Origin of the sequence: Sphaerisporangium rhizosphaerae, from assembly GCF_042665155.1 — a bacterium.
In the GTDB taxonomy this organism is placed as follows: Bacteria; Actinomycetota; Actinomycetes; order Streptosporangiales; family Streptosporangiaceae; genus Sphaerisporangium; species Sphaerisporangium rhizosphaerae.
Genome location: NZ_JBHTCG010000020.1, coordinates 42,504 through 62,404, shown reverse-complemented (window position 1 = coordinate 62,404; position 19,901 = coordinate 42,504). Strand labels below are relative to the sequence as shown.

The 19,901-nt window shown below is 70.5% G+C and carries 22 protein-coding genes; 4 read left to right on the top strand and 18 right to left on the bottom strand.

Going from position 1 to position 19,901, the window contains the following annotated elements:
* The first annotated feature begins 40 nt into the window (after positions 1 to 40).
* Positions 41 to 1,024 carry an LLM class F420-dependent oxidoreductase gene (locus ACFQSB_RS25830; protein WP_380829545.1) on the top strand — a complete coding sequence of 328 codons (984 nt, stop codon included), beginning with the start codon at positions 41 to 43 and terminating at the stop codon, positions 1,022 to 1,024.
* Between the two features lie 357 nt (positions 1,025 to 1,381).
* Here ACFQSB_RS25830 and ACFQSB_RS25825 read toward each other — a convergent pair whose 3' ends face one another.
* The gene (locus ACFQSB_RS25825; RefSeq protein ID WP_380829544.1) at positions 1,382 to 2,254 is read right to left on the bottom strand and encodes a trypsin-like serine peptidase; all 873 of its coding nucleotides are present in this window, start codon (positions 2,252 to 2,254) and stop codon (positions 1,382 to 1,384) included.
* A 283-nt stretch (positions 2,255 to 2,537) separates the two neighbouring features.
* Here ACFQSB_RS25825 and ACFQSB_RS25820 point away from each other — a divergent pair, with 283 nt between their 5' ends.
* Positions 2,538 to 3,065 carry a GNAT family N-acetyltransferase gene (locus ACFQSB_RS25820; protein ID WP_380829543.1) on the top strand — a complete coding sequence of 176 codons (528 nt, stop codon included), beginning with the start codon at positions 2,538 to 2,540 and terminating at the stop codon, positions 3,063 to 3,065.
* Between the two features lie 122 nt (positions 3,066 to 3,187).
* Here ACFQSB_RS25820 and ACFQSB_RS25815 read toward each other — a convergent pair whose 3' ends face one another.
* From ACFQSB_RS25815 to ACFQSB_RS25805, 3 genes are all read right to left on the bottom strand, one after another.
* Positions 3,188 to 3,964 carry a lipase family protein gene (locus ACFQSB_RS25815; RefSeq protein ID WP_380829542.1) on the bottom strand — a complete coding sequence of 259 codons (777 nt, stop codon included), beginning with the start codon at positions 3,962 to 3,964 and terminating at the stop codon, positions 3,188 to 3,190.
* A gap of 21 nt (positions 3,965 to 3,985) precedes the next feature.
* A protein-coding gene (locus tag ACFQSB_RS25810; protein WP_380829540.1) for an IS5 family transposase occupies positions 3,986 to 4,860 on the bottom strand; the annotation gives its coding sequence in 2 pieces (ribosomal slippage) (positions 3,986 to 4,470 and positions 4,470 to 4,860; 876 coding nt in all).
* A gap of 55 nt (positions 4,861 to 4,915) precedes the next feature.
* Positions 4,916 to 5,716, bottom strand: a complete 801-nt coding sequence (locus ACFQSB_RS25805) for an SDR family NAD(P)-dependent oxidoreductase (protein ID WP_380829539.1) — start codon at positions 5,714 to 5,716, stop codon at positions 4,916 to 4,918.
* A gap of 76 nt (positions 5,717 to 5,792) precedes the next feature.
* On the opposite strand from ACFQSB_RS25805, the gene ACFQSB_RS25800 reads away from it, so the two are divergent.
* Positions 5,793 to 6,368 (top strand): TetR/AcrR family transcriptional regulator, encoded by a 576-nt coding sequence (locus tag ACFQSB_RS25800; RefSeq protein WP_354930266.1) that lies wholly within the window; start codon positions 5,793 to 5,795, stop codon positions 6,366 to 6,368.
* 64 nt (positions 6,369 to 6,432) lie between these two features.
* On the opposite strand, the gene ACFQSB_RS25795 is transcribed toward ACFQSB_RS25800, so the two are convergent.
* The 7 genes from ACFQSB_RS25795 to ACFQSB_RS25765 form a co-directional block, all read right to left on the bottom strand.
* Positions 6,433 to 7,008, bottom strand: coding sequence for a dihydrofolate reductase family protein (locus tag ACFQSB_RS25795; RefSeq protein ID WP_380829538.1), 576 nt, complete (start codon positions 7,006 to 7,008; stop codon positions 6,433 to 6,435).
* A gap of 185 nt (positions 7,009 to 7,193) precedes the next feature.
* Entirely contained in the window at positions 7,194 to 7,799 is a 606-nt protein-coding gene (locus ACFQSB_RS25790) for a response regulator transcription factor (RefSeq protein WP_354844963.1), read from the bottom strand.
* A gap of 94 nt (positions 7,800 to 7,893) precedes the next feature.
* A complete protein-coding gene (locus ACFQSB_RS25785; RefSeq protein ID WP_380829537.1) occupies positions 7,894 to 9,039 on the bottom strand; it encodes a sensor histidine kinase in 1,146 nt (381 codons plus the stop codon).
* A 3-nt stretch (positions 9,040 to 9,042) separates the two neighbouring features.
* On the bottom strand, positions 9,043 to 9,780 hold the full coding sequence (locus ACFQSB_RS25780) for an ABC transporter permease (RefSeq protein ID WP_354844957.1): 738 nt from the start codon (positions 9,778 to 9,780) through the stop codon (positions 9,043 to 9,045).
* 3 nt (positions 9,781 to 9,783) lie between these two features.
* Entirely contained in the window at positions 9,784 to 10,674 is an 891-nt protein-coding gene (locus ACFQSB_RS25775; RefSeq protein ID WP_380829536.1) for an ABC transporter ATP-binding protein, read from the bottom strand.
* A 105-nt stretch (positions 10,675 to 10,779) separates the two neighbouring features.
* Positions 10,780 to 11,625: an ATP phosphoribosyltransferase gene (hisG, locus tag ACFQSB_RS25770; protein ID WP_380829535.1), complete on the bottom strand. Its 846-nt coding sequence runs from the start codon at positions 11,623 to 11,625 to the stop codon at positions 10,780 to 10,782.
* A gap of 79 nt (positions 11,626 to 11,704) precedes the next feature.
* Positions 11,705 to 11,968, bottom strand: a complete 264-nt coding sequence (locus tag ACFQSB_RS25765; RefSeq protein ID WP_248961442.1) for a phosphoribosyl-ATP diphosphatase — start codon at positions 11,966 to 11,968, stop codon at positions 11,705 to 11,707.
* Positions 11,969 to 12,404: 436 nt separating this feature from the next.
* On the opposite strand from ACFQSB_RS25765, the gene ACFQSB_RS25760 reads away from it, so the two are divergent.
* A complete protein-coding gene (locus ACFQSB_RS25760) occupies positions 12,405 to 13,421 on the top strand; it encodes a LacI family DNA-binding transcriptional regulator (protein ID WP_354844949.1) in 1,017 nt (338 codons plus the stop codon).
* Between the two features lie 80 nt (positions 13,422 to 13,501).
* Here the strand turns inward: ACFQSB_RS25760 and ACFQSB_RS25755 are convergent, their stop codons facing one another.
* The 7 genes from ACFQSB_RS25755 to sufD form a co-directional block, all read right to left on the bottom strand.
* The gene (locus ACFQSB_RS25755; protein ID WP_380829534.1) at positions 13,502 to 15,160 is read right to left on the bottom strand and encodes a DEAD/DEAH box helicase; all 1,659 of its coding nucleotides are present in this window, start codon (positions 15,158 to 15,160) and stop codon (positions 13,502 to 13,504) included.
* 389 nt (positions 15,161 to 15,549) lie between these two features.
* Positions 15,550 to 15,951 (bottom strand): metal-sulfur cluster assembly factor, encoded by a 402-nt coding sequence (locus tag ACFQSB_RS25750; RefSeq protein WP_380829533.1) that lies wholly within the window; start codon positions 15,949 to 15,951, stop codon positions 15,550 to 15,552.
* Positions 15,952 to 15,997: 46 nt separating this feature from the next.
* Positions 15,998 to 16,435: a Fe-S cluster assembly sulfur transfer protein SufU gene (gene sufU, locus ACFQSB_RS25745; RefSeq protein WP_354844941.1), complete on the bottom strand. Its 438-nt coding sequence runs from the start codon at positions 16,433 to 16,435 to the stop codon at positions 15,998 to 16,000.
* A gap of 3 nt (positions 16,436 to 16,438) precedes the next feature.
* Positions 16,439 to 17,701: a cysteine desulfurase gene (locus ACFQSB_RS25740; protein ID WP_380829532.1), complete on the bottom strand. Its 1,263-nt coding sequence runs from the start codon at positions 17,699 to 17,701 to the stop codon at positions 16,439 to 16,441.
* Complete coding sequence (sufC, locus tag ACFQSB_RS25735) at positions 17,698 to 18,444, bottom strand: Fe-S cluster assembly ATPase SufC (RefSeq protein WP_380829531.1); 747 nt, start codon at positions 18,442 to 18,444, stop codon at positions 17,698 to 17,700. Before sufC ends, ACFQSB_RS25740 begins: the two co-directional genes overlap by 4 nt.
* Positions 18,445 to 18,783: a non-heme iron oxygenase ferredoxin subunit gene (locus tag ACFQSB_RS25730; RefSeq protein ID WP_380829530.1), complete on the bottom strand. Its 339-nt coding sequence runs from the start codon at positions 18,781 to 18,783 to the stop codon at positions 18,445 to 18,447. It abuts the gene before it with no gap.
* Positions 18,780 to 19,901: a Fe-S cluster assembly protein SufD gene (sufD, locus tag ACFQSB_RS25725; RefSeq protein ID WP_380829528.1), complete on the bottom strand. Its 1,122-nt coding sequence runs from the start codon at positions 19,899 to 19,901 to the stop codon at positions 18,780 to 18,782. Before sufD ends, ACFQSB_RS25730 begins: the two co-directional genes overlap by 4 nt.

Below are 19,901 nucleotides of genomic sequence, written 5' to 3'. Positions count from 1 at the left end.
AACGGCCTGAGAACGCGTGCACGGCGGAGCCCGTCGGCGGGTGGCCCGCGTCCTGACGGTGGTGACGATCGATGACCGGCTCGAACGGCGCCGCATCGTGGTGCCGTGCCGGACGCCGCACGGTTCCGCGTCGAGCGGTGCGACCCCGGCCCACCCTGGCAGGCGACAGGCGCAGGGAGAGTGCTTCACTGGAGACATGAAGGTTGGTGTCACGACGTTCATCACGGACGAGGGCATCCGGTCTGCCGCGCTGGCCAAGGCGTTGGAGGAGCGCGGTTTCGATTCCCTTTTCCTGCACGAGCACAGCCATGTCCCAGTGAAGCGAGAGACGCCGTTCATCATGGGCGGCGAGCTGCCCAGGGTGTATTACCGCACGCTCGACCCGTTCGTCGCGTTGTCCGCGGCCGCGACGGTGACCGACGACCTGCTGCTGGGAACCGGCGTGGCTCTGCCGGCCCAGCGCGATGTCATTCATACCGCCAAGGAGGTCGCCAGCCTGGACCTGGTGTCCCGCGGCCGGGTGATCTTCGGCGTGGGCACGGGCTGGAACCGTGAGGAGATGCGCGACCACGGCACGGACCCACGCACCCGGGGGGCCCTGCTGGACGAACGGCTCACCGCGATGAAGGAGATCTGGACCAAGGACGAGGCCGAGTTCCACGGCCGGTACGTTGACTTCGACCCGATGTTCTGCTGGCCCAAGCCGGTACAAGATCCGCATCCGCCCATTTACATCGGTGGAGACGGCCAGGCGGCGCTGGCCAGGGTGGCGGCGCACGGCGATGGCTGGATGCCGCACTCGGCGGACGACCCGGCCCGGGTCCGGCCCCAGTTGGACCAGTTGGCCGAGGTCGCCGGGGACGTGCCGGTGATCGTGGCGTCGGTGTCACCCGATCCCGAACTCATCGCCGCCTACGCGGAGGCGGGGGCCGACCGCCTGGCGCTTTCGCTGCCGACCCTGCCCGAGGACGAGACCTTGCACGTGCTGGACGAGTTCGCCACGCTCGTCAGCGACCATCTGTGACCACGCCGGCGCCAGGTCAGCCGCTGCCGGCGGGCCTTACGGCCCTCGATGGCCGGTCACGGTGGGCGTCTTCACAAGGCGCCGCGGACCGTGCCGCCGTCGACGCGGATGGTCGCGCCACTGATGTACCAACCGCGGCGGCACCGCGCCCACCCGTGCGGGCGGGCGCGGTGGGGACGGAGGGCGCTCAGATGATGGAACCCGTCCAGTAGGCGGTGGCCTTGAGGTAGACCCCGTACAACTCGCCGTCGAAGTACGGCGATATGCCGGTGTCGTACCGCCCGTCGCCGTCGGTGTCGGAAACGCTGACCGTGATGCCGTTGAGATAGCCCTTACGGCTGTCGTCGCTGTACCGGGTCAGCCACGAGGACCCGAGGGACCCTCACCGGTGAACGGTGAATCCACGCCGACAGGCCGGTCCATCCTGAACATCGTGACCTTCGCCGCGAAGGCCGCTCCGGTCGAGCGCTCGAGGGTCCCGCCGGTGTAGGGCAGGCTGCCGTCGGGGTGAGGGCCGGCGGGATAGCCGAGCACGTCCACCGTCGACGGGAGCGGCTGGTCGGCCTCGATCCCCTGCCCGCCGACGTTATCGCCCAGCCTCCCGACATCGCTCAGCGCGTCCGGCGACGCGGAGACGACCCCGTCGTACACGTTCACGAAGGCGTAGTCCCGGTCGTAGTCGCGAAGGTCGTCCAGGTCGTAGTGGGTGTAGGCACGCTTGCCGACATAGAGGCCGAACGGGGTCGTGCCGTCGGAGTGGCCGCCGGGGACGAAGACCCACTTCCAGAGCGCGCCCATCGGAGCCTCGACGTCCAGCACGCAGTGCCCCGCCGTCGCGACGACGTTCCTGAACTTCGCGTGCACGACCGTGCCCGTGCACCAGTGCGGCAGCAGATCGCTGCCGATGAAGAACACCTTGCCCGAGGTCGGGGGCGTTTCGCCCTCAGGCGAGGCAGGCCCCTCCAGCGGCGGGATGGACGCCGGAGGACCGTCCGGGACGATGTCGGCGGAAAGCCGTTCGCCGCCGGTCTCGGTCTCCACGGTGTACGGCGTGGCGTTCCTCAGATTGGCGGCCCCGTCGGCCAGCCAGAAGCTCGCGACCTGCTGAGCCGCCGTCACAGTGGAAGCCAACGGCACGGCCAGCGGACTCGCGGCCCGGGCCGGACCTGCGACGACGGTGGACCCCAGCAAGCTCAACCCCATGCCCATCGCGATCAGCGCACGCCTCAAGCTCGATCTCCCGTCCGGTCGGCGGGGCGTCTTCCCGCCCCGTCAGCGTGGAGAGCCGGCCGATCGACCCGGCCGACCACCACCAAGATCGTAACCTCGATCTAAGCCCTGCTCCCAGAAGTTTTAGATCACATGTTCGATACAGAGAGCGCCGCCGCTCAGAAGCGCACGGCGCCAAAGCCGCCTTGAGCCGGCCGCCTCGGTCGAGATGAGGCCGGAACGGCGCGGGCACCCTCCCTTAGGCTGGCCGTCTCATCCGACGCGCCGCGACGAGGATCAGCCCATGCGCAGCAGCACCTGGATCCGCCTGATCGAGCCCGCCGACGCCGCCCCGATAGCCGCGCATCGGGTGCGCGACCTCGAGGCTTTCCGGCCGTGGGAACCCGCCCAGCCGGCCGACTTCTTCACCCCAGAGGGCCAAGCGAAGCGGATTGACGGCCTGCTGGCCGGATACCGGGCCGGCACGGTCTGGCCGGGAGTGGTGCTCGCCGACGACCAGGTGATCGGGCAGGTCACCGTCGGAGGCATCCTGCCGCAGCCGCATCTGCGCCGCGGCTCCGTCGGATACTGGATCGCCAGCGTCGCCCAGAATCAAGGGCACGCCGGACACGCCGTCGGGCTTGTACTCCGGGTCATGACGGACGAACTCGGGTTGCACCGCGCCGAGGCTTCCACCAATCTGGAGAATCTGCCGTCGCAGCGAGTGCTGCGCCGTAATGGGTTCAGCCCGTACGGCGTCGCGCACTCATCGATCTTTCTCGACGGGAGCTGGCGGGACGGGCTGCTGTGGGAGCGCGTCCTCGGCGACTGATCAGGTGTCCTCTGATCTTCCGCCGCACCTGACCGCCGGATTCCTCGTCAGAGCCGGCCTTGGGATTGGGCTCGACACGCGATGACCTGGCTGGTCGCACTAGGGCGTGTATCGGACGTGGATCAAGTCGTAGTGGCGAGTTCGATGAGGTGCCGGGCTGTGCCAGCAGGATCGATGATCTGATGGAGGTGTGCGCCGGGCAGGTGTGCCACACGCCAGCCGCGTTCACGTGCCTCGGCGGCAATGTCGTCATACGGAGGGCCGAACAGCAAGTAGGAACAGGGGTGATCGTCCCAGCCGTCGGGCACCGGGATGTGCTGCTCGTAGTAGGACAGCGGCAGGGTGGGCTGCTCCTCAATGACTGTCTGCCGCACCATCGGATCAGAGAACATGGGTGCGACGTCTGCCTCGTCCCACCAGTCGGTCCAGCGTGGCAACCTGCCGTTCACAGCCATCGGGCGGAGGAACTCCAGCAGCTCGGGTGAGGCGACGGGGGTCGGTCCGATCCGGGCCGGTAGCGCGGCATCGACGAAGATCGAGCTGGTCACCGGCTGGTCGAGGCCCGAGCGAATCGCCGGGAGAAACAACCCTGCGTTGCTGTGGGCCACCAACGTGATAGGGCTGTCGGCCGAGACCTGCCGGAGGTCGTTGCGGACGGCGTCGACGATGGGGGGCCAGAAGGGCGGAGCACCGGCGCCTATGCGGAGCAGGGACGGCACCCGCACCTGGTATCCCGCTGCCGTCAGGTGTTTGGCAACCGGGTGCCAGGTAGAGGGACCTACGGACGGACTGTGCACGAGAACGAAGATCGGCTGCATGGTGACGATCCTGTCGCCCACGCCCTCGGAGGCGCGACCGTCTTGGCCGACAGCAGAAAGCTTGGCTTCGAAGAAGCTCACGCGCCGTCACAGCACGGACGTTCACGACCATTCGTTGATGGCGGCGATGAGGACGGTGGCTTCGTAGCGGACGGCGAGCTTGTCGTACCTCGTGGCCACGGCCCGGTGCCTTTTGAGGCGGTTGATGCCGCACTCGACCGCGTGCCGAGCCCTGTAGTCCTGCGGGTCGAACTTCGGCGGCCGGCCGCCACGCGAGCCGCGTTTCTTGCGGTTGCGGGCCTGGTCGGCCTTGTCCGGGATGGCGGCGCGGATCCCGCGCCGCCGCAGGTAGGCGCGGTTCTTCCGGGAAGCGTACGCCTTGTCGGCGCGCACGCGATCGGGCCGGGTGCGCGGCCTGCCCGGCCCAAGACGCGGGACACGGACCTTATTCAGGACAGGCTCGAACTGCGGGGAATCGCCCCGCTGACCTGCCGTGATCACGATGGACATGAACTTCTGGCCCTGTTCGACGGCCAGGTGCAGCTTGGTGGTCAGGCCGCCGCGCGAGCGCCCAAGCCCGTGGTCGTCCGGCTCGACGGTGACGCCGCCGGGCGGCTCCTTCTGGAGGCCCCCCTTTTGCGGGCCCCGGCGGCGTGCTGGTGGGCCCGGCATACCGTGGAGTCAACGTTGATGTCCCAAGTGATCAGCTCTTTCGCGTCGGCCTGGGCCTGAAGTTCGGTGAAGGTCCGATGCCAGGTGCCGTCCCGTTGCCAGCGGCGGAACAGGTCGTATGCCCGGCCCCATGGCCCGTACTCGGCGGGGAGGTCACGCCACGGGACGCCGGTGCGGACCCGGAACCGTATGCCGTCGATCAGCTGCCGCCTGGTCCACGTCGGCGGCCGTCCGGGCTTCTTGCCCTTCGGCAACAGTGGTGCCAGCGCCGCCCATTGCGCGTCCGTCAGATCTCCACGTGCCACAAACCATGATCATCTCACGTTCAAGATCCACTTTCGATACACGCCCTAGGTGTCTTCAGAAGGCGCCGCGGACCGTGCCGCCGTCGACGCGGATGGTCGCGCCGCTGATGTACTCGGCGTAGGGGCCGCACAGGTAGGCGACGGCGCCCGCGATCTCCTCTGGCCTGCCGTAGCGCACCCGGTCGTTGGGCACGATCTCGCGGACCGAGTTGTACTCGATCTCCTCCCAGGTCTCGCCCCAGCCGCGCCCGGGCGCCAGCTTGACCAGGAAGTCCCGCACGGCCGGGACGAGGATCGCGCCGGGTGCCACGACGTTGGAGGTGACGCGGGTGCCGGCCAGGTCGCGGGCGAGGGAGACGGCCAGGTTGTGCCGGGCCGCGAGGGAGGCGTTGTAGTGCGGGTGGCTGTTGAACGGTTGCGTGCTCAGGCCGCCTCCGATGGTGACGACCCGCCCGTAGTCGCGCTCACGCATGGCGGGAACCAGGCGCTGGATCATCCGCACCCCGGACACGACATTGACGTCGTAGGTGTCCTGCCAGATGTCCGCGGTGGCGTCGGCCCAGTTCAGGTGCTCGTACGCGCCGGCGTTGTTGACCAGGATGTCGACGTCACCGCCGGCCAGAGCGTCCTCGGCCGTCGCGTCCGCACCGGCATCGGTGGCCAGGTCGCCCACCGCGATCGACGCCTTTCCGCCGTCGGCGGCGATCGAGTCGGCGACCGCCTGTGCCCGCTCTGCGCTGCGGCCATGGACCACGACCGCGGCGCCTTCCCGGGCGAGCAGCCGGGCGGTGGCCTCACCGAGTCCGGACGTCGACCCGGTGATCAGGGCGCGACGTCCGGTGAGTTGCAGATCCATCAGAACTCCTTGGGTCGAGACTTTGTCTACAGTCGTAGACTACCACGACAAGTTGTCAGCTGTAGACTTGCTCGCCATGACGCACCCCACCGCCCGGCCCCGCAACGCCGCGGCCACCCGGCAGGCCATCCTGACCTCGGCGATCACGGCCTTCACCCGGCACGGCTACGACGGGGTGGGCGTCCGCGACATAGCCGCGGACGCCGGAGTGACGGCCATGCTCGTCAATCGCTATTTCGGCTCCAAGGAAGGGCTGTTCACCGAGGTGGTGGACGTCTCGTTCGCCGAGCCCACAATGGTCCCGGCCGATCCGGCAGATGTGACGGCCGAGACCGCCCGCGCGCTGGTGGACCGCACCGCCCCGGAGACGGACCACCTCGGACCGTTCGAGCTGATGCTCAAGTCGGCGGCCAACCCAAGAGCCGCGGAGATCATCCGAGCCGGCATCGAGAAGCACGTGGGGGCCCGTTTCACCGCCGCCCTGCACGGCTCCCACGCGCGAGAACGCGCCGAACTGGGGCTCGCCCTGCTGGCCGGCACCTGGCTGCTGCGCCGCCTCATCGGTACCTCGGCGCTGCGCGACGCCGATCCGGATCTGCTGACGGCTCAGGTCACCCGCATGCTGGCGGTGGTCGTCGAGCCACCGGCCTAGCCACGGCAGCGGGTTTCGGGGCCGGGCCGACCGCCACGCGAACCGGCGGCGGCCCCGTCGCCGGTCAGCCGTGTCGGGTCGGCCGGTAGGTCAGCACCTGCGTGTGGCGGTCGAAGGTCCGGGCCTCGAGCAGTTCGAGGTCGAAGTCGTCCGCGCCGTCGAAGATCCGGTCCACGCCGGTCGCCCCGGAGATCACCGGGAAGACCGTCACCTCGATGGTGTCGACCAGGCCGGCGTTCAGCAGCGCCCGGTTGAGCGTCAGGCTGCCGTGGGAGCGCAGCGGCACATCGGATTCGGCCTTGAGGCGCGTGACCACCTCGACGGGATCGCCGGACTCGATGGTCGTATCCGGCCAGTCGAGCGGCTCGGTCAGCCGGCTGGACAGCACCGTGACCGGGGAGGCGAACATGCGCGTGATCCACCCGTCGAACACGCTGCGGTCGAAGCCCGCGTCGAGGAACGGCGCGTTCGACGCGTAGGTCGTGGCCCCGAGCACCATGCGCAGCGGGTCGCGGTAGGCGGCGGCGCGATGCGCGAGGAACTCGGGGCCCTGCTTGCCCCAGTAGCCGCCCCAGTCACCGTCGTGGTTGGCGAAGCCGTCAAGGGTGGAGAAGATGTCGAAGGTGTACGCGGCGGTCACGGTGTCTCCTCGCGGGAAGTCGGTCGCGCGCCTTGCGGCGGCCTCACCACTGCAACGAACACCACCGCCCCGATCCGACACGCCTCCCCGGATCTCTCCCAGAACTTTCCGGGCTCATCGGAACGCCCCGAGCGTCGCTCGCGCGAAGCGCGCCGGATGCTCCTGCCATGCCCTCACGCACGTCGTCAGAGCCAGCCTTGGGATTGGGCTCGCTGGACGGCTTCTATGCGGTTGCGGGTGTGGGTCTTCTGGATGGCCGTGGACAGGTAGTTGCGGACGGTGCCCTCGGACAGGTGCAGGCGCAGGGCGATGTCTCCGATGGTCGAGCCGTCGGCGGCGGCGGACAGCACGTCGCGTTCCCGCGGGGACAGCGGATTCGGGCCGGCGCTGAGGGCGGCGGCGGCCAGGGCCGGGTCGATCACCCGCTCCCCGGCCAGCACCCGCCTGATGGCGGCGGCCAGCTCGCGGGCCGGGCTGTCCTTGACCATGAACGCCACCGCGCCGGCCTCCATCGCCCGGCGCAGGTAGCCGGGCCGGCCGAACGTCGTCAGGATCATGACGCGGCACCCGGGCGCCACGCGGACGATCTCGGCGGCGGCCGTGATGCCGTCCATCACCGGCATCTCGATGTCCAGCAGAGCGATGTCGGGCCTGGTCTCGCGGACGACGGCGACGGCCTCCTCTCCGGTGGAGGCCTCACCGACGACCTCGATGTCGGCCTCCAGGCCGAGCAGGGTGGACAGGGCGCCCCTGACCATCGCCTGGTCCTCGGCCAGCACCACTCTGATCACGTGCCGCTCCCAGGGGTGCGAAGGCCGGGCGGTGGCGTGACGCGGCCCGGGTGGGGTGTGCGCCAAGCCATGCGCAGGTGGTCGGTGAGCCGGGTCACGCGCGGGTTCCCACCGGGGCCGGGACGGTGACGCGCAGGTGGAAGCCGCCCCCGGCGGAGGGGCCGGCGTCCAGGGTGCCGCCGGCGGCCTGGACGCGCTCGGCGAGCCCGGTCAGGCCGCTGCCCGGCTCGTAGGTGCCGTCCCCGTGGCCGTCGTCGGTGACCTCGAGACCGGCCTTGCCCTCGTGGTAGGTCACGGTGATCTCGCACCTGCGGGCACGGGCGTGGCGGACGACGTTGGTGATCCCTTCGCGCACCGCCCAGCCGAACAGGCCGTCCAGGGTGTCGGGCAGCGGAGTGCCGGTGGTGCGCACCACGACGTTCACCCCCGCCGCGTCGAGCGCGGCGCGGGCGCTGTCGAGCTCCTCCGACAGGCCGCGCTGGCGGTAGCCGGTGACCGCCTCGCGGACCTCCTGCAGGGCCATGCGGGCGACCGACTCGATGTCGCGGATCTCGCCGGTGGCCTTGGACGAGCCGCTCTCGGCCAGCCGTCCGGCCAGCTCGCTCTTGAGGACGATGAGCGACAGGCTGTGGCCGAGCAGGTCGTGCAGGTCGCGGGCGATGCGCAGCCGTTCCTCGCCGGCCGCCAGTCGGGCCACCTCGCTCTGCGCCCTGTGCAGCCGGTTGAGCAGAACGCGGGTGTTGCGGACGCTCATGAACAGCACGCCGAGCGTGACGACCTGCATCACCAGCAGCGCGATGGCTCCGCCGTCGGCCCCGGAAAGGCGGCCGTCCACCACCACGACGCCGGCCATTCCCGCGATGCCCGCCAGGGCCACCCGGCTGGGCAGGCCCATGCTGATCACGACGGTGACGTAGACGGGCAGCGCCACCCAGCCGCCCCCGAAGATGATCGGGAGCACGATGGCCATCAGCACGAGCACCGACAGCAGCGGAGCGGTCCAGCGTCCCGGCTCGCCGTAGTCCTTCGGGCTGAGCACCGTGGCGATGTAGCAGGTGACGAAGGCGACCAGCGAGGCGACCGCCCAGTACGCCTTGGTTCCGGTGATGGCGCCCGAGGTGACGTCCGAGACCGGGTAGAACAGGTAGACCAGGCCGAAGGACGTGCCGAGCAGGCGCCTCCAGCGGGACGGCTTGTCGCCCACCCCGCCGAAGGTGAACACGCTGCTGAGACCGCTCATGACTCAGGCCCGCACCGTCGCCCTGCGGTAGGCGAACACCGCGACGGCGCCGAGCGCGACCGCCCAGCCGAGGATGCCGGCCACCGACGCCCCCGAGGGGGTGTGACCCGCGACGATCTCCCAGCCGATGGAGGCGTAGTCGTAGGACGGCAGGACGTGCGCGACGGTGCGCAGGGCGCTGGGGAGCATGTCGACGGGGAACCACAGGCCACCGAGCAGCGCGAGGCCGAACATGCTGATGATGGCGATCGGCTGGGCGGTGTCCGGGCGCACCAGCGAGCCGATGATGAGGCCGAGCGCCGCGAACGGGATCGTGCCCGCCCACATGACCGGGATCAGCGCGGCCCACTCCCCCGCGCTCAGCGACACGTGCTGGGTGAGCACCGCGGCCAGCACGACGAACAGCAGCGCGGGCAGCACCAGCAGCAGGGACGCGATGAGCTTGGTCAGGATGATCGACCAGCCGGGCAGCGGGGTGATCTGGAGCTGGCGCAGCCAGCCGCTCTGCCGTTCCTGCGCCCACGGGACGGCGGTGGACATGATCGAGGCGGCAAGGGCCCCGTAGGCGCCCATGGACACCATCAGGATGACGGCGGCCCGTGTGCCGGTCGAGGGGTCGGCCTGGTCGCCGTACAGGTTGGAGTACAGCAGGTAGAAGGCGACGGGGAAGGCCACGACGAAGATGATATAGCGCTTGTTGCGCAGCATCCGAAGCAGTTCGATCTTGATGTAGTGCGGCATGGTTCACGCCTCCGAGGACTGGGTGAGAGCGAGGAAGGCGTCCTCCAGATCGGCCCCGTTGATCTGCAGGTCGCTGATCTCCAGCGTGGTGCGGCGGTACAGCGCGGCCACGGTCGCGTCGGTGTCGGCGGTGCGCAGCGTCACCCTGCCGTCGAGGATGGTGACGCCGGTGACCCCCGGCAGGGCGTCCAGGCGGGCCGCCGACTGGGCGCCGAGCGAGAACTCCACCGAGCTGCCGCCGGCGCCCGCCTTGATCTCGGCGGCCGTGCCGTCGGCCACCACCTTGCCGCGGGCGACGACGATCACCCGGTCGGAGTTCTCGTCGGCCTCCTGCAGGTAGTGGGTCGCGAACAGCACCGTACGCCCCTGGGCGGCGTAGGCGCGCATGCCCTCCCAGAAGGCGCGCCGCGACTCGACGTCCATGGCGGCGGTGGGCTCGTCCAGCACCAGCAGCCGGGGCGACCCGGCGACGGCGAGGGCGAACCGCACCCGCTGGGACTGACCGCCGGACAGCCGGTCGGCGCGGCGCGAGGCCAGGTCGGTCAGGTCGGCCATCCGCAGCAGCTCGTCCAGCGGCAGGGGACGAGGGTAGAGGCGGCGGACGAAGTCGACCAGTTCGCGGACGGTCAGCTCGGGGATGAGCGTCCCTTCCTGGAGCATCGCGCCGATGTCGCCGGCGGCGACCGCCTGGTCGGGGGTGCGGCCGAAGACGCGGATGTCCCCGGCGGTTGGGCGGGTCAGGCCCAGCAGCATGTTGATCGTCGTGGACTTGCCGGCCCCGTTCGGGCCGAGGAGCGCGACCGTGCGCCCGGCCTCCATGGTGAGGTCCAGGCCGTCCACGGCGCGGACCTCACCGAAGCTCTTTCGCACGCCGGCGAGGGATATGGCGTTCATGTGCTCAACGCTAGGAGGGAACGCCGGAGATCCTCAGTGCCGACCATCCGGGCCTGGCGATGACATTTGTCAGAGCGGGATCATCGGGGCGGGATCAGCGTGGAATCACAGGCGGCAGGCGAAGATGGCGGTGACCAGGACGGCCTTGGCGCCGATCTCCCAGAGCTGGTCCATGATCTGCTGGTGGCCCTTGCGCGGGACCATCGCCCGGACGGCGACCCAGCCCTCGCGGTGCAGCGGGGAGACCGTGGGCCCCTCCATGCCGGGGGTGATCGCGATGGCCTCGTCGATGCGCTCGGCCCGGATGTCGTAGTCGATCATGACGTAGTCGCGGGCGACCAGCACGCCCTGCAGGCGCCGGACGAGCTGCCTGACCGCGGGGGTCTCCTCGGCGCCGACCTGCTTGATCAGGGCCGCCTGCGACTGCGCGATCGGGTCGCCGAAGACCTCCAGGCCGACATTGCGCAATGTGGTGCCGGTCTCGACCACGTCGGCGACGGCGTCGGCGACGCCGAGCCTGATCGCGGTCTCCACCGCGCCGTCCAGCTTGATCACCCGGGCGTCGACGCCCACCTCGGCGAGATACTTGCCGAGCAGCCCCGCGTAGGAGGTGGCGATGCGCATGCCCTGGAGGTCGTGGATCGAGGTGAACGCGCCGGGCTTGGCGGCCAGGCGGAAGGTGGAGACCCCGAAGCCGAGCGGAATGATCTGTTCGGCCGGGGCCCCGGAGTCGGCCAGCATGTCCATGCCGGTGATGCCGACGTCCAAGGTGCCCTCGCCGACGTAGACGGCGATGTCGCGCGGGCGCAGGAAGAACAGCTCGCAGGAGTTCTCGGGGTCGACGACCACGAGTTCCTTGGAGTCTTTGCGCGAGCGGTAGCCCGCTTCTTTCAGGATGGTCTGGGCGGCCTCGTTGAGCACGCCCTTGTTCGGTACGGCGAGACGGAGCATGGCTTGCCGTGGTCCCTTTCGGATCGGAGAGGCATCGGGTCGAGGACGAGGTCGGTCGGCTGCGGCCGGGTGGTCCGGCCTAGAGATGCTTGTAGACCTCGTCGAGCCCGATGCCCCGGGCGATCATGAGAACCTGGACGTGGTAGAGCAGCTGGGAGATCTCCTCGGCCGCCCGGTCGGTGGACTCGTGCTCGGCCGCCATCCAGCTCTCGGCGGCCTCCTCCACGACCTTCTTGCCGATGGCATGGACACCGGCGTCCAGGGCCGCGACGGTGCCCGACCCGGCGGGACGGGTGCGCGCCTTGTCCGAAAGCTCGGCGAACAGCTCTTCGAAGGTCTTCATGGTCTCTCTCACGTCGGTGTGCCTGCTCGTCAAGAGTAGTCGGCGGCGGGCGCGAGGCGTGCTAGGCACCCGCCCGAGAGCCGCCCGGCGCGTCAAACAGACCAGGACGGGACCCGGCCATGCGGCGGGCAGGCCATCGGGTGGCCATCTGCCGGCGGCGCCGGTGAAGGTGACGGCCGCGGATCCCACGTGTTCCGCCTTTGATGGGAAGACAGATGCTGAACCGGATAAGCAACATGCGACCACGGCCCGTGCGTATGCGGTCGCAACGGGGTCGCCACCGTGCCCGTCCCGTGGATTCCCCGCGCCGATCGGGTGAGCGCCCCGCACACCGGGCGGCCGCCCGGCCGTGGGAGACCCCGTTCCACCTGCAAGGAGCGTAGTAAGGTACTGGGCAGACACGGTTGGTCTAGACCGGTTCAGCAAAGGGGCCGCTGTGAAACGTCCGACGATCGCCGACATCGCGCGGCAGGCCGGGGTGTCCAAAGGGGCGGTGTCCTACGCGCTCAACGGGCAGCCAGGGGTGTCGGCGTCCACCCGGGCGCGCATCCTGGCGATCGCCGACGAGATCGGCTGGCGGCCCAACAGCGCGGCCCGCGCCCTGAACGGGGCCAGGGCCAACACCGTCGGCCTGGCGCTGTGCCGCCCGGCGCGCTTCCTCGGCGTCGAGCCGTTCTTCATGGAGCTCATCAGCGGCATCGAGGGCGAGCTGTCGGCGCAGTCGTACGCGCTCATGCTCCAGGTGGTCGCCGACCACGACGAGGAGATGGCGGTCTACCGCCGATGGTGGGGCGAGGGCCGCGTCGACGGCGCCATCCTGGTCGACCTGCACTCCGACGACTCCCGCGTGAGCGAGATGGAGTCGATGGGCATGCCGGTCGTGGTGTTCGGGCAACCCTCGGGGTCGGGGTCGCTGCTGCCGGTGTGGTCCGACGAGGGCACGGCCGTCCGCGAGACCGTCGAATACCTCGCCGCGCTCGGCCACCGCCGCATCGCCCGGGTCGCCGGCCTGCCCCGGCTCCTGCACACCGCGCTGCGCGACGAGGCGTTCACCGCCGTCTGCGCGAGCCTCGGCGTGAGCGAGGCCGTCACCGTGCACACCGACTACACCGGCGAGCAGGGCGCCCGCGCCACCCGCAGGCTGCTCAGCTCGCCCGCGCGGCCGACCGCCGTCGTCTACGACAACGACATCATGGCCGTGGCCGGGCTGTCGGTCGCCCAGGAGATGCGCCTGGACGTCCCCGGCGACCTGTCCATCGTCGCCTGGGACGACTCCCCGCTCTCGCAGGTGGTCCGGCCACCGCTCACCGCGCTCACCCGCGACATCCCCGCCTACGGCGCGCACGGCGCCCGCCGCCTGCTCTCGCTCATCGCCGGCGACCACGTCACCGCCTACGAGGACCAGGCCGCCCGCCTCACCCCCCGAGGCAGCACCGCTCCCCCACCGGCCTAGATCATCTCTTGTCCTGACATACGGTCCCCGCGAATGACGAAGGCGCACCCGCACGGAGCGGGTGCGCCTTCGTCGATGGGTCAGCGGGCGGCGCGGCCGGGGGTGTGGTCGCGGCGGTCGGAGGCGGGGCGGCGGGGGCCGCCGCGGGCGTCGCGCGCCGGGCGCTCGCCCTGGTAGCCGCGCGAGGGACGCTCGCCCTGGTAGCCGCGGGCGGGACGGTCGCCCGAGGCCGGGCGCTCGCCGCGGGGGGCGCCGTCGCGGCGGTGGCCGTCCTCGCGGGGACGGTCGTGGAAGCGGCGCGGGAGGCGGTCACCGCCGCCGTGGCCGCCCTCGCGGCGCGGGCGCTTGGCGACCGGGGCCGCCGGCTCCCACACCGGGATCTCCACGCCGCTCGGCCGCTGCGCGCCCGCAACCTCGGCCAGGCGGGGGTGCCCCGGCGTGGCCTTCAGGCGGAACGGCTGGACGCCCGCCCGGCGGGTCATCGTCTCGGTGGAGCGGCGCTCGTTGGGCAGCACGAGGGTCATGACCGTGCCGCGCTCGCCGGCGCGGGCCGTGCGGCCGCCGCGGTGCAGGTAGCTCTTGTGGTCCATCGGCGGGTCCACGTGCAGGACGAGGCTGACGTCGTCCACGTGGATGCCGCGCGCGGCCACGTCGGTGCAGACCAGCACGCCGATGGCGCCCTCGCGGAACTCCGACAGGATGCGCGTGCGCTGGTTCTGCCGCTTGCCGCCGTGCAGGCCGCCGGCGCGGACGCCGACCCGGGCGAGCTGCTTGACCAGCCGGTCGACGCCGTGCTGGGTGCGCACGAACATGATCGTGCGGCCTTCGCGGGCGGCGATCTCGGCGGTGACGGCGAACTTGTCGTCCCTGGTGACCTGGAGCACGTGGTGCTCCATCGTCTCCACCGGCGAGGTCGCCGGGGCCAGCGAGTGCGTCACCGGGTCGTTGAGGAAGCGGCGGACCAGCTTGTCGACGTCCCCGTCGAGCGTGGCGGAGAACAGCAGGCGCTGGCCGTCGGAGGGGGTGCGCTCGAGCAGGGCGCTGACCACCGGGAAGAAGCCGAGGTCGCACATGTGGTCGGCCTCGTCGATCACCGTCACGCGCACGTCCTGCAGCGAGCACTCGCCCTGCTGGATGAGGTCGGTGAGCCGGCCGGGGGTGGCGACGACGATCTCGACGCCGCGCCGCAGCGCCTCGATCTGCCGGCCCATGGACATGCCGCCGACGACGGTCTTCATGCGCAGGGACAGGCCACGGCCGAGCGGCTCGAGGGCGTCGGTCACCTGCATCGCCAGCTCACGCGTGGGGACCAGGATGACGGCGAGCGGCCGGCGCGGCGCCGCCTTGACGCCACCGAGCAGCGCCATGGTGGGCAGGCCGAAGGCCAGGGTCTTGCCCGAGCCGGTCTGGCCGCGGCCAAGGACGTGGCGGCCGGACAGGATGTCGGGGATGGTGGCCCGCTGGATGGGGAACGGGCTGGTGATGCCCTGCCGGGCCAGCGCGGAGATGAGCGGCTTGGGCAGGCCGAGCAGGGAGAACTCCGCCGGCGCGTCGGCGGCGGACTCGGGGAGGCTCTCGCCGTCGGCGGGGACGGCCTGCGGCCGGGTCTCGGCGGGGGCCGTGGACGCGGAGCCCTTCGGACTGGACACCGCCCGCGCGGACCGCGCGGTCGGCGCGTCCTGGTCGTGCCCCGCGCCGGTCATGGCGTCGGCGGGCATGGCGGTGTTGATGATGGTCACGATTGGTCGTGCCTTTCGATCGAAGAGAGATGGCGCGTCACTTCTGCGAAAGGACGAGCCGGGGGCGTGCGGCCTGCGCCGCACTCGAACACGGGCACCCGGAAGGATGCGAAGCGGTGCGCTCATGGCACACGCGAGCACCACTCGAAACAGTGGGCGAACTGAAGTCTAGCCTATCCTCGCCCGGAGGCGATCAAGCGGGTCGCGGCCGAGGCTCCGCGACGGGCCGTACCAGGCGCGAAAAGGCGCGGATCGCCGTACCGAGGTGTCGCAGACAGGGAGAACGGCGTGCAAGAGGACGCCCCGCACCGATCCCGGCGACGGGGCGGCGGCCCGGCAGGGCCGGGCGCCGCGGGCCGGTCTCGTGGGGGCGTCGGGAACCGCGGTGGTCAGACGTTGAATCCGAGCATGCGAAGCTGGTCGCGGCCGTCGTCGGTGATCTTGTCGGGGCCCCACGGGGGAAGCCAGACCCAGTTGATCTTCACGTCGGACACCATGCCGTCGAGGGCCGAGTGCGCCTGCTCCTCGATGACGTCGGTGAGCGGGCAGGCGGCGCTGGTGAGGGTCATGTCGATGGTGGCGACCGGCGGCGCGCCGGGCTCGCCCTCGTCGAGGTTCACGCCGTAGACCAGGCCGAGGTCCACCACGTTGACCCCGAGCTCGGGGTCGACGACGTCCCTCAGGGCCTCGAGAACCTCCTCCAGGGTCGCCTCACCGTCGAACCCGGTGACGGGCCCCGTCGGGGTCTCCACGGGCTTGCTCACGCCGCCTCCTCGCCTTGCCTCGCACATGCCGCCCCGCGCGCGGGGCCGTCCAATCCAACCGGCCGCAGGACGCTCATGCCGAGCTCCTCGCCACGGCGTCCTTGTAGGCCATCCATGCCAGCAGGGCGCACTTCACCCTGGCCGGGAACTTCGCCACACCCGCGAAGGCGACGGCGTCACCCAGCACGTCCTCGTCGGGTTCGATCTGACCCCGGCCCTGCATGAGCCGGGTGAACTCGTCCACCACCGCCAGAGAATGGACAACGGTGGAACCGGTGGCCAGCTCGTGCAGGACGGAGGCGGCGGCCTGGCTGATCGAGCACCCCTGGCCGTCGTAGGACACGTCCTCGACCTGGCCGCCGTCGCCCAGCTTCACCCGCATCGTCACCTCGTCGCCACACGTGGGGTTCACGTGGTGCACCTCGGCGTCGAACGGATCGCGCAGGCCACGGCCCTGCGGGTGCTTGTAGTGCTCGAGGATCAGCTCCTGGTACAGCGACTCGGCGATCATCTTTTATCCGAACACCTTCTGGACGTAATGGATGCCCCGGACCAGTGCGTCGATCTCGTCCGTGGTGTTGTACAGATAGAAAGACGCCCGCGTCGACGCCGGTATTCCGAAGCGCAAATGCAGCGGCCGGGCGCAATGATGCCCGACGCGCACGGCGACGCCGAATTGGTCATCCAATATCTGCCCCACATCGTGGGGATGAATGTCCGGAATGGTGAACGACAGAAGGCCGCCGCGGTCCTCGGCCGTGGTGGGCCCGATGATGCGCAGGCCCGGGACCTCGGACAACGCCTTCAGACCGTACACGGTGAGCTCGTGCTCGTGCCGGCGGATGTCGTCCATGCCCACCGCGGTGAGATAGTCGACGGCCGCGCCGAGCCCGATCGCCTCGACGATAGGTGGGGTACCGGCCTCGAATTTGTGGGGTACCGGAGCAAAGGTCGAGTGGTCCATCCAGACCGCCTCGATCATCTCGCCGCCGCCCAGGAACGGCGGCATGGCCTCCAGCAGTTCCCGCCGGCCCCACAGCACGCCGATGCCGGACGGGCCCGCCATCTTGTGCCCGGTGAAGGCCACGAAGTCGACGCCGAGCGCCGCCACGTCGACCGCGCGGTGCGGCACCGACTGGGAGGCGTCGAGCATCATCAGCGCGCCGACCTCGCGGACCCTGGCCAGGATGCCGTCCACCGGGTTGACCGTGCCGAGGACGTTCGACTGGTGCACGACCGACACGATCTTGGTGCGCTCGTTGACCAGCTCCTCCAGGCCCGACAGGTCCAGGCGGCCCTCGTCGGTCACCGGGAACCAGCGCAGGGTCGCGCCGGTGCGCTGGGCGAGCAACTGCCAGGGCACGATGTTGGAGTGGTGCTCCATCTCGGAGATGACGATCTCGTCGCCAGGCCCCATGCGGAACCGATCGTCGGCGCAGGTCGGGTTGCCGAAGGAGTAGGCCACCAGGTTGAGCGCCTCGGAGGCGTTCTTGGTGAAGACCACCTCGTCGCGGTCCGGCGCGCCGATGAAGGCGGCCACCTTGTCGCGCGCGCCCTCGTAGGCCTCGGTCGACTCGCCGCCGAGCGTGTGCAGAGCGCGGCCGACGTTGCTGTAGTGCTGTTCCATGTGCTCGCGCATGGTCGCGATGACCTGCGAGGGCTTCTGGGAGGAGTTGCCCGAGTCGAGGTAGACCAGCGGCCTCCCCCCGGGCAGCTCGCGCGACAGGATCGGGAAGTCCTTCCGGATCCTGTCCACGTCGAACATGCCGTTTGTCATGCGGTCGCCTTCGTGTAGCGCTCGTAACCCTCGGACTCGAGCTGGTCGGCCAGTTCGGGGCCGCCCTCCTCGACGACCCTGCCGCCCGCGAAGACGTGGACGAAGTCCGGCTTCACGTAGCGCAGGATGCGCGTGTAGTGCGTGATCAGCAGCACGCCGGTCTCGCCGGACGCGCCGAAGCGGTTGATGCCCTCGGAGACGACGCGCAGGGCGTCGACGTCCAGACCGGAGTCGGTCTCGTCGAGAATGGCGATCTTCGGCTTGAGCAGTTCGAGCTGCAGGATCTCGTGACGCTTCTTCTCGCCGCCGGAGAAGCCCTCGTTGAGGTTGCGCTGGGCGAAGGCGGGGTCGATCGACAGGGCGTCCATGCCCTGCTTGAGCTCCTTGGTGAACACCCGCAGCTTGGGCGCCTCACCGCGCACGGAGGTGACCGCGCTGCGCAGGAAGTTCGACACCGAGACGCCGGGCACCTCGACGGGGTACTGCATGGCGAGGAACAGCCCGGCGCGGGCGCGCTCGTCCACCGTCAGCGACAGCACGTCCTCGCCGTCGAGGGTGACCGTGCCGGAGGTGATGGTGTACTTCGGGTGGCCGGCGACGGCGTAGGCGAGCGTCGACTTGCCCGACCCGTTGGGGCCCATGAGGGCGTGGGTCTCCCCCGCGCGGACGGTCAGGTTGACGCCGCGCAGGATCTCCTTGTCCTCCACGGCGACATGCAGGTCACGAATTTCCAGCGTGGACACTTAAGACTCCCCATTTTCAGCATGGTCTGCGCCGTCGAGCGAGACGAGCACGTCGTCGCCTTCGAGCTTCACTCGGTAGACAGGGACCGGGCGCACCGCGGGCGGCCCGGTGGGCTTGCCGCTGCGCACGTCGAAACACGACCCGTGCAGCCAGCACTCCAGGGTGTCGTCGTAGACGTCGCCCTCGCTGAGGCGCACCTCGGCGTGCGAGCACACGTCGTGCAGGGCGAACACCTCGCCGTCCTTGCGGACCAGCGCGACCGGCGTGCCCGCGACCTCGACGCCGACGACCCCGCCGTCGGGGATGTCGGAGATCGTGCAGGCCTTGATGAACGTCATGAGCCGAGCTCCGCCTCCACCGCGGCCAGAACCCGCTCGCGGATCTCCTCGACCTCGATCTTCTGGATGAGCTGGGCGAAAAACCCGCGGATGACCAGGCGGCGCGCCTCGTCGAACGGGATGCCCCGAGCCTGCAGGTAGAACAGGTGCTCGTCGTCCAGGCGGCCGGACGCCGAGGCGTGGCCGGCGCCGGCGACCTCGCCGGTGAGGATCTCCAGGTTCGGCACCGAGTCGGCGCGGGCGCCGTCGGTGAGGATGAGGTTGCGGTTGAGCTCGTAGGTGTCGGTGCCGGTCGCCTCGACGCGGATGATCACATCGCCGATCCAGACGGCGTGCGCGTCGTCGCCCTGCAGGGCGCCGCGGTAGTCGACGTTGCTGCGGCAGTCGGGGACGCTGTGGTCGACCAGCAGGCGGTGCTCGATGTGCTGGCCGGCGTCCACGAAGTACAGCCCGCTCAGGTCGGCGTCCCCGCCGCGGCCGGTGTAGGTCACCGACGGCGACAGGCGCACCAGGTCTCCGCCGAGGGTGACGGCGAAGCTCCGGTAGGTGGCGTCCCTGCCCAGGTGGGCGTGGTGCTGGGAGACGTGCACGGCGTCGTCGGCCCAGTCCTGCAGGCTGACGACCTTCAGCTTGGCGCCGTCGCCGACGACGAACTCGACGTTGTCGGCGTACACCGCGCTGCCCTGGTGGTCGAGCACGACCACGGCCTCGGCGAGCGGCTCGACGGCGACCACGATGTGGCCGTACACCGCGCCGCCGCCCTCGCCGCGCAGGCTGATGACGGTCGGCCTGGAGGTGACGGCCTCCTTCGGCACCGTGATCACGGTGGCCTTCTCGAAGGAGGTGAACGCCTGGGCGCTGACCCGGTCGGTCGGCGCGAACGCCTTGCCGATGCGGGGGTCGTCGCGGCCGACGGTCTCGACCGAGACCTCGGGCGCGGCGTCCACGTTGACGACGACCGTGCCCGAGCCCGCGGCGGTGCCGTCGTGCAGGCCGCGCAGCCGCGACAGCGGCGTGAAGCGCCAGGCCTCCTCGCGGCCGGTGGGGACCGGGAAGTCCTCCAGCTTGTAGGAGGCCTTGCCGTGCAGGGTCGACAGTGGCTTGGAATCCAGCCCCAT

Coding starts and splice junctions, on each gene's coding strand:
- ACFQSB_RS25820 (WP_380829543.1), top strand. CDS start 2,538: ATGCGCAGCAGCACCTGGATCCGCCTGATCGAGCCCGCCGACGCCGCC.
- ACFQSB_RS25805 (WP_380829539.1), bottom strand. CDS start 5,716: ATGGATCTGCAACTCACCGGACGTCGCGCCCTGATCACCGGGTCGACG.
- ACFQSB_RS25800 (WP_354930266.1), top strand. CDS start 5,793: ATGACGCACCCCACCGCCCGGCCCCGCAACGCCGCGGCCACCCGGCAG.
- ACFQSB_RS25785 (WP_380829537.1), bottom strand. CDS start 9,039: ATGAGCGGTCTCAGCAGCGTGTTCACCTTCGGCGGGGTGGGCGACAAG.
- ACFQSB_RS25780 (WP_354844957.1), bottom strand. CDS start 9,780: ATGCCGCACTACATCAAGATCGAACTGCTTCGGATGCTGCGCAACAAG.
- ACFQSB_RS25775 (WP_380829536.1), bottom strand. CDS start 10,674: ATGAACGCCATATCCCTCGCCGGCGTGCGAAAGAGCTTCGGTGAGGTC.
- hisG (WP_380829535.1), bottom strand. CDS start 11,625: ATGCTCCGTCTCGCCGTACCGAACAAGGGCGTGCTCAACGAGGCCGCC.
- ACFQSB_RS25765 (WP_248961442.1), bottom strand. CDS start 11,968: ATGAAGACCTTCGAAGAGCTGTTCGCCGAGCTTTCGGACAAGGCGCGC.
- ACFQSB_RS25750 (WP_380829533.1), bottom strand. CDS start 15,951: ATGTGCGAGGCAAGGCGAGGAGGCGGCGTGAGCAAGCCCGTGGAGACC.
- sufU (WP_354844941.1), bottom strand. CDS start 16,435: ATGATCGCCGAGTCGCTGTACCAGGAGCTGATCCTCGAGCACTACAAG.
- ACFQSB_RS25740 (WP_380829532.1), bottom strand. CDS start 17,701: ATGACAAACGGCATGTTCGACGTGGACAGGATCCGGAAGGACTTCCCG.
- ACFQSB_RS25730 (WP_380829530.1), bottom strand. CDS start 18,783: ATGACGTTCATCAAGGCCTGCACGATCTCCGACATCCCCGACGGCGGG.
- sufD (WP_380829528.1), bottom strand. CDS start 19,901: ATGGGGCTGGATTCCAAGCCACTGTCGACCCTGCACGGCAAGGCCTCC.